Source organism: Reyranella sp. (genome assembly GCF_004296935.1).
Classification (GTDB): Bacteria; Pseudomonadota; Alphaproteobacteria; order Reyranellales; family Reyranellaceae; genus Reyranella.
In genome coordinates this window covers 38,799-46,305 of the sequence record NZ_SCVH01000149.1, presented here as the reverse complement: position 1 = coordinate 46,305, position 7,507 = coordinate 38,799, and the positions used below count along the sequence as shown (strand labels likewise).

Genomic DNA, 7,507 nt, shown 5'->3' with positions numbered 1-7,507 from the left:
GCCGTGCATGTGTCGCACGAAGCGTTCGGTCCGCGCGACCTCGGGCGCGTCGTCGAGCGGGTCAATGGCCTGCTCAGCGCCGAAGGGTGGTTGCGTCTGCAATCGGATGTTCTTGCGACGCCCGCCCTTGCCGGCGCATTCGAGAAAGGCGGCGCGCCCGTTGCCGGCGAATGGGCCGTGTCACCGAGCGAGAGCGTGCTGCTGCGCCAGATGCCGGATGGCTGGACCTTCTGGACCTATCGCGAGGTGCTCGCTGCGGGGGGAGATGCGCGCGCGGTTCTTGCGCAGGATTGCGAGAGCCTGGCGCGCGACGGTCGCGTCCTCTGCTACCGCGTCTATTGGGGCACGCGCGATACGGACCCGGCAGGCGTGTGCAGGCTGTTCCAGCGCTTCGTGGGTTACGGCAGGAAGGTAAGCTGATGGCCCAGGCTCCACATCATCGCAACAACCGTCGCCCCGGCGACGCTCAGGGTGGCCGGCAGAACCAGGGCTACCGACCACAGGGTGGCGGCGGAGCAGGGGAGCAGGCGGCCGGCGCAGTCCTGCACGCACCCTACAATTTCGTGCCGCTCTCCGCCTTTGTGCATGCCGTGCCGTGGGCCGACCAGATCAGCCATGACTGGCCCTTCAAGGACGGGCTGAGCGGCTGGTTCGACCTCTCGATCGAAACCCATGCGCCCTTGCTGGTAGGCGGTCGCCAGACCAAGGATGAAAGGGGCAGGCGGGTCGTCCACGCCTTCAGGCTGGGCGACCGTCATGCCATTCCGGCGTCGTCGCTGCGCGGTATGGTCCGCAATGTCCTGGAGATCGCGGGCTTCGGCCGCATGAAATTACTCGATGACAGGCGCTTCGGCATCCGGGATCTCAATGAATCTGCAAAACCCTATTACCGCGACCGGCTGACCGAGTCGTGGGGCGCCAGTCCTCCTATTCAGGTAAAGCACCGCGTACGGGCTGGCTGGCTGTCGGCCAATGCCGGTGGCGGATACACGATCCAGCCTTGCGATGTCGCCCGCGTGTATTTCTCCGAGCTTGAAAAGCTAAGCCGCAGCGACGGTCTTTCCCCCATTGCCAAGAGTGCCTGGGAGCAGCGTGAACAGGCCGACGAGCGGTATCGGAAATGGGGGAACCGGCCGCGCGTCGTCGAGATGGTCGTCGGACAGGTGCAACCTCACCGCCACCAGGGCGGCAGCATTGAAATTCATTATGCGCGCGCGTCTGCGCCCACGGGCGGGGAAGCCGCCCTGACCAAAGGCACGCTTGTATTTACCGGCAAGACGAAGAGCGGTTCGGGGCCTGGTGACAAGAAGCAGGAGTTCTTTTTCTTCGACGCGCGGCCGGCGCCACCGCCGCTTGACGTTTCCCCGGAAGTATTCCGCGGGTTCAGGACCATTCACGACCCTGTCGACAATTCGGCAGGAAAGAATCCGGCCTGGAAGCACTGGGAGCCCGTGCTGAAGCAGGGCCAGCCGATCCCTGTATTCTTTATTGCCGATCCGGCGACACAGGGTGTCGCATCGTTCGGGCTCGCGCAGATGTTCAAGCTAGCGCACGAGCTGTCCGTGCACCAGATGCTGGGTCACACGACCCGCGACGGCGATGCGAAAGCACCGCACCTCCAAGGGGCCACCGTGGATTTCGCGACGGCCCTGTTCGGCGTTGAAGGCCGGTCGAAGGACGACGTGGAAAGTCCGCCGGGTTTGCGTGGGCGGGTGACCTTCGAGCCTGCGATGCGCGCCGACGGCGGAACCGACGAAGTGCCCCTGGGGCCGACCATCCTGTTGGGCGCCAAGGGGTCGTACTTTCCGGCCTATGTCCGCCAGCCGGCGAAAGCGGGGGCGCCGCGTCGTCTCGATGGGGCGACGTATGCCACCTACACGCCGCTGCCGGGGCGTGGCCGCGCCGTTGCCAAACCGGAGATTTCGGGCTGGAAGCGATATCCGGCCCGGCCGTTCGGCGGGGCGCCACCGGTGCCCGACAACGTCGCGAACAGTTTCAGTGTCCAGTCGTCATTGCACGCCGTGCCGAAAGGCAAGGTGTTCTCGGGGCGCGTGCACTTCCACAACCTGAAGCCCATAGAGCTGGGTGCTCTTCTCTGGACGCTCGAGTGGGGGGGCGAGGCCGGATTGCGTCACGCGCTGGGGACGGGACGCCCCTTTGGCATGGGGCAGATCGCCGTGCGGGCCGCGGAAATCGGCGACAGCGATGCAAATGGCCGGCCGCGGACCTGCGTGATCGCGAATGATCCGGGCGGGCAGGCAACGGCCGCGGCGTACCGCAAGGCCGATCTGGTCGCCCTGTTCGAGAAGCACATGGAGAGCGCCTTCGCCGCGGCAAAGGCCGGCGTCGGCTGGGCGGCGAGCGAACAGATCGTCAGCTTGTTGGCGATGGCCGATCCTGAAATGGGAGCGCGACTCGCGGACACGCCCGATCAGCTCGAGCACATGGTGGGAGCTCAAGCCTACGCAAGAGCGAAGCAGGCCAAACCGCCCCTTGTGCTTGCGCCGTATCCTGACCTGGTGGGCAAACCTGTCACGAGGCGCGAGACGGCGGCGTTTCCACGCTCACCCGTGGTGGCGGCGCCTCAAAGTGGCACTGGTGCTAAGGCGGCCGCATCTGGCCTGGCAACCGCACGTCCGTGGCAGCGGGGTGACCGTATGATCACGCGCGATGGAGATCTGTTCGTTCTCGACGAGGAAGTCCGGACAGGTCAGGCGAAAGTCCGTGGCCACTTCGAGGATAACGGCTCGCCGGATACGCTTCCCGTTTCTGAGTTGAAGCCGCGGTAGGCTGGTCGACCAAAGGTTGGCGTTTGCCGCCGCTGCAAGTACTCGCCACCGAGGAGGCTTCGATGACCGATCAGGCAGACGAAATCGCGCCGGACGGATTTTGGTATGTCTGCAACGCCAGCCAGTTCCAGATCGCCAATGCGATTCCATTGCTCGCACTCGGAATTGCACGATGTGCGGGCGTTGCAGTCCTCGTCGGCCGCTCTGCCAATCCCCCGACCGAGACCGATCGTACGCAATCGATCGAGCCGGGACATCGCTTTGCCGCTGCCGTTCGTGGCCTTGCTGCCGAAGCGGGGCACACGAGGCTACCTATAATTGAAATATCCGGTGACCCACACGACGAAACGAGCTGGGAGGAGCCGCTCGAGCGATTTCTCTCGCAAAGGGTGCCGCCGTTCGTCATCTACAACTATGCGGGCGGCACCCGCGCAACGCTTCTCGGCGGTATCTTCGCCCTCGAGCCCGGCGACAACTTCGACAGTGCGATCCTGACCTACGTCCCGCCGCGCCCGAGGCACCCGGCACAGGTGCGCCAGATCAAGCCTGTCCTGAGGGTGTTGAACATCGATGGCGATTGGACCTTGCCGCTCGATGCGTGGTGCCGCTTGATGGGCTACGAGATCGCTGCAACGCGTGACGCCGTCGCGCGCCAGCGCGAGGCGGCGACGGCTGGCCTGGCGTCTCGGATATTCTCGCGGGGTCCGAAGGGGTCGATGGCTAACATCAACCTTTTCAATCTCAATCAGGCCTTCGTCGGATTGATCAAGCAGAACGAGAATGTGCCCTATATGCTTTCCGCCGATAGGCTCTCGGCTAAGGTTGGCTCATTCAACCTGCCGCGGAGAATGGCAGCCGCAAGCTTCGAGTGGATCTCTGCAACGCTTGTCCAGCTTGGACAAAGGGCGCCAGAGTTGATTGTTGGTACAGACGGCGGGTGGCGTCTTGAACCAGGTGCTGCAAGCTACCTGGCTGGCGGCTGGTTTGAGGAACATGTCTTTCTCATCGCAGATCGCTTCTTTGCCGGCACCGGTGCGAGGGTACATGTTGGCGTCGATTTGAGCCCGACAACAGGCCCAGCCGCTCACCGGGATATCGATGTTGCGATAATGCACCGTAGCCAGTTGCACATTATCGAATGCAAATCCGGCGCCTGGTCGCGCGGAGCCAAGAGCGATCTGGAGCGGGTGAGTCCTCGAACAATTCGAACCCTGGCCGAATACCGGGTCGCGCTCGCCGGCCCCTATGGCCGGGTCGGGCTGGTCAGTGCCCATGACCCCCGGGCGAGCCAAGGAGCATCGGCGGAGCACGTGGAACGCATAGAAGCCGAGGCGCACAAGCTTTCAACTGAACCTCCGATATACGGGATCCATTGGAAGAAACAGCTTCAAGCCTTGCTGGAGGACATTCGCGACGGTGCGTGACCAGGTTGGCCGAGGCCTGCAGATCCGCAATCTACTCAGCAAGCGCGAAGGGTTGAGGCAACGTTACAGACTTCGCTGCAGTCTTGTCCCCTTGCAACGCGTGGTGCATGAGGCCCCGGACCGCCTTTGTCGATAGATACAACTCGCCGAAATCAGGTCTCGCTAGGAAGTCCTTCAACCGCGGAGCCGGTTTGTCGGAATCGGTCCACCACGGCCCTGAGCCATTGCACCTTCGATACGAGTCTAATCATGGCGAGCTGAATGCCGTCGCCTTAAACTTTAGCCAAAACGTCCTGGTCGTGTTCCTTGTCCTTCCCACCACTCCGGCCATCGCACCTTCCCCAGGGCCCGTGTTACGCGAGCGACCTCCTTCTGCTGATCGATAGTGAGGCGCTGACCGCCAAGCCGCGCCAACGCAATTTCGACTAACCATGGTTCGAGCATCATTTTTGCGGTGTCACGATAACGGTCGAGTTTCGTCGCCATGCGCAGCAGTTCGAGCGCCCTGGTGACGCTGCCCGGCGTCACAATTACTCTCACTATTACGCGTATGATGTCCTTGTTCTCAGTCAAACCAAAGGCTTTCGCTCGCTCGATCGCCGTCATTATCGCTCGGCCGGCGGCACCGTCGCCCTTGAGACCTTCATTCGCCATATACAAAAGGAACGCCTCAGCTGCTGTAACGCGACGTTCGACACCGCCATCGCGGATGGTCACGATCTGCCCAAGCACGGCCTCAAAGGGCGGCTGGCTTTTTCGTCCCTGGGGACGCCCGCGCAAGTTTCCGCTCTCGCCCTTGCGGAAGCGCGTCGCGGCAGGCGGCCTACGGTAACCGGTTTTGCTTTCTCCTCCTCCCACGGTCATTCTGCATTTCCACGTGGCCAGCGCAGCCTGTCAGCACTGCGTGTGCTGCGCTTGATGTCCGCAGCCTCCTCGTTGCGGAGACGTTCGCCGCCGCGCCGCCGTGACAATGCGGCCTGTACACCCCACGGCTCGAGAAGCAGCGGGTCACGCTCGTCCCCCCATCCGTCCCGGCTTTCGTCATGAGTTGCGATGCCGAGGATCTTAAGAGCTTCATCGGCATTATCGGGATCGACCGGCTCCAGGCGCCGTATCACGGGTGGCAATTTCCGGCCGCCTTTAGCTGCTAGCCATTGTTCGCGCTTCTCGATCATCTTGAAAATCTCTCGCTGAGCCGGGCGATTGCCGCCTATGGCCGCGAGGTAGGTCTTTTGCTGCAATGTCTCTTCGATTGTCGCCAGCCGTGGCACGCCGTTTTGCGTCACAGTGAGTGTCTTCCGGACGACGATGTCGAACGCCGAGGCTTGCCTCTCCCTTGCGGCCCTTGGCCGACCCTTCAGGTTGCCACTTTGCCCTTTTTGGAATCGGCCAATGCTGGACGGCTTTTCTGACTCGGTCATCTTTTCACGCGGACCCTTGCTTGGCCAAATGCGGCTCATGACCGGTCATTGCGCTCCATCTCGCGAGCGCAACGTCGACGTAGGTTGGATCCAACTCCACCCCGCGAAAACGACGGCCTGTCCGTTCAGCCGCAATCAGCGTCGTTCCCGAGCCGAGAAAAATGTCGAGGACGACCTCTCCTCGCCTAGTCACGTCTTGAACAGCGTCGGCTACGAGTGCCGTCGGCTTGACGGTCGGATGCAAGGTGAGGTCCTCGCGGCGGCTGCCCGCCATGGAGTTCACCGAAGCATAGTCCCAGACGTTGGTGCGGTTTCGACCGTGCCTACCGAGCTCGACGGCATTGAAGTGAGGCGCTTTACCAACACGGTAGACGAATACAAGTTCGTGCTTGGAGCGGTATAGGGATCCCATGCCGGCGTTGCTTTTGTTCCAGACACAAAGGTTCAGCAGATCTCCATAGATACCTTTTCCAACGATCGAGACGTCGTCCATGTGACGCCAGTCGATACAGATGAAATTGACCGCCCCTTCCCGTGACAGGCGTGCGCACGTCGAGAGTGTGTCGGTGAGGAATTTACGAAACGCTTCGTCGTTCATCTCTCCGGAAGCCATGGCGAACTCGCGATGCCGGCCCTTTGCATTGGCGTGGCCATTGATGCGAACGTTGTACGGCGGGTCCAGAAACGCGACGTCGGCTCGCGTCCCCGGGCCCATCACTTCCTCGAGAAACGCCAGGTCTCGTCCATCGCCGCAGCCGATCCGATGCTCCCCCGCAATCCAGATGTCGCCCGGTCGCGTTCGCGGCTCGACCGGAACCGACGGAATAACTTCATCGGCTGGATCGGATGTCCCCTTTAGGAGGACGTCGATTTCGCCAACCGAGAAGCCAGTCAGTGACAGATCGCCGAGATCGAGTTCCGACAGCTCTACCTTCAGGAGATCTGGATCCCATCCCGCGCCGAGGGCGATCTTGTTATCGGCGAGTTGGAGGGCACGCTTCTGCGTTTCGGAAAGGCCTGTGAGCGCGATGGTCGGCACTTCGGAAAGGCCGATTGCCTTTGCTGCCAAAAGGCGGCCATGCCCGGCAATAATCGTACCGGTCGGATCGATCAGAATAGGGTTGGTGAACCCGAACTCGCCGATCGAAGCTGCGATCTGGTCCAGCTGTCGTTTGGGATGGGTCCGGGCATTACGACGGTTGGGAGTAAGGCTATCGACTGATCGGTAAATTACCGCAAGCGGCGCCAAAGTGTATGGATTTGCCACCATCGGGAGGGTTTCTCGCGCCGGTAGGTCGCGCATCCGACCACCGGCTGCGGGTCGCGCATCCTGGACAGTTTGTTCAAGCGGTTCGTCGGCCATTTGATTTGCTCCATTTGTGCCCAACGGCATGAAGCAAATTAAAATGAACGGTCGCCTTTCGTCGCCAACAACAGGTGCGCAGCTTTTGTTGCGCGCTATTTGTCTTTTTGGCTGCGGCGGACGTAGTTGAAGAGTGTCGATTCATCCAAGCCTGCGAAGCCCGGCGCCGCCGCTGCGCAGGCGGCCTTCAGCGTCGACCCGTTCTGTTTCTTCCACGCCCGCACAACCGCTTCGGCCTCGTGCATCATCGTCGGCTTGTACGACGCGGAGCGGTCCCCGTTAGCGCGGCAAAGCTTGCCTTCGACCAGCTGCGCGAGCATCTCCCAGTCGTCATGATCGAACGTGGGGCATGACCGAAGGATGGCGGCAAGGGCGGCGGTGTCACCGCCTGGCTTGGCCCCTTTGCGCATGACGCTAGCGGCCTTGCTCATGGTGCGCGCAGCGCGTCTGATTGCGTGCGCGGTGTCATTGTCTCCCATGTCACACCCTCGCCCCTCGAAGCTATTCGGT

At 62.2% G+C, this 7,507-nt stretch carries 7 protein-coding genes; 3 read left to right on the top strand and 4 right to left on the bottom strand.

What is annotated here, in order from left to right; translation table 11 throughout:
• The 3 genes from EPO55_RS21605 to EPO55_RS21595 form a co-directional block, all read left to right on the top strand.
• Window positions 1–420 (top strand): hypothetical protein (locus tag EPO55_RS21605; RefSeq protein WP_296339358.1); only part of this gene is annotated, 420 nt, incomplete at its 5' end.
• Window positions 420–2,789, top strand: coding sequence for a TIGR03986 family CRISPR-associated RAMP protein (locus tag EPO55_RS21600; RefSeq protein ID WP_296339357.1), 2,370 nt, complete (start codon window positions 420–422; stop codon window positions 2,787–2,789). The genes EPO55_RS21605 and EPO55_RS21600, both read left to right, overlap by 1 nt.
• Before the next feature lie 62 nt (window positions 2,790–2,851).
• The gene (locus EPO55_RS21595) at window positions 2,852–4,213 is read left to right on the top strand and encodes a DUF1887 family CARF protein (RefSeq protein WP_296339356.1); all 1,362 of its coding nucleotides are present in this window, start codon (window positions 2,852–2,854) and stop codon (window positions 4,211–4,213) included.
• A 279-nt stretch (window positions 4,214–4,492) separates the two neighbouring features.
• Here the strand turns inward: EPO55_RS21595 and EPO55_RS21590 are convergent, their stop codons facing one another.
• The 4 genes from EPO55_RS21590 to EPO55_RS21575 all read right to left on the bottom strand — a co-directional run bounded on the left by EPO55_RS21590 (window position 4,493) and on the right by EPO55_RS21575 (window position 7,476).
• Complete coding sequence (locus EPO55_RS21590) at window positions 4,493–5,077, bottom strand: DUF5681 domain-containing protein (RefSeq protein WP_296339353.1); 585 nt, start codon at window positions 5,075–5,077, stop codon at window positions 4,493–4,495.
• Window positions 5,074–5,673: a DUF5681 domain-containing protein gene (locus EPO55_RS21585; RefSeq protein ID WP_296339352.1), complete on the bottom strand. Its 600-nt coding sequence runs from the start codon at window positions 5,671–5,673 to the stop codon at window positions 5,074–5,076. Before EPO55_RS21585 ends, EPO55_RS21590 begins: the two co-directional genes overlap by 4 nt.
• The gene (locus EPO55_RS21580) at window positions 5,639–6,997 is read right to left on the bottom strand and encodes a DNA methyltransferase (protein WP_296339351.1); all 1,359 of its coding nucleotides are present in this window, start codon (window positions 6,995–6,997) and stop codon (window positions 5,639–5,641) included. The genes EPO55_RS21585 and EPO55_RS21580 overlap by 35 nt, the downstream gene beginning before the upstream one ends.
• Before the next feature lie 95 nt (window positions 6,998–7,092).
• Entirely contained in the window at window positions 7,093–7,476 is a 384-nt protein-coding gene (locus tag EPO55_RS21575) for a hypothetical protein (RefSeq protein ID WP_296339349.1), read from the bottom strand.
• Window positions 7,477–7,507: the final 31 nt, after the last annotated feature.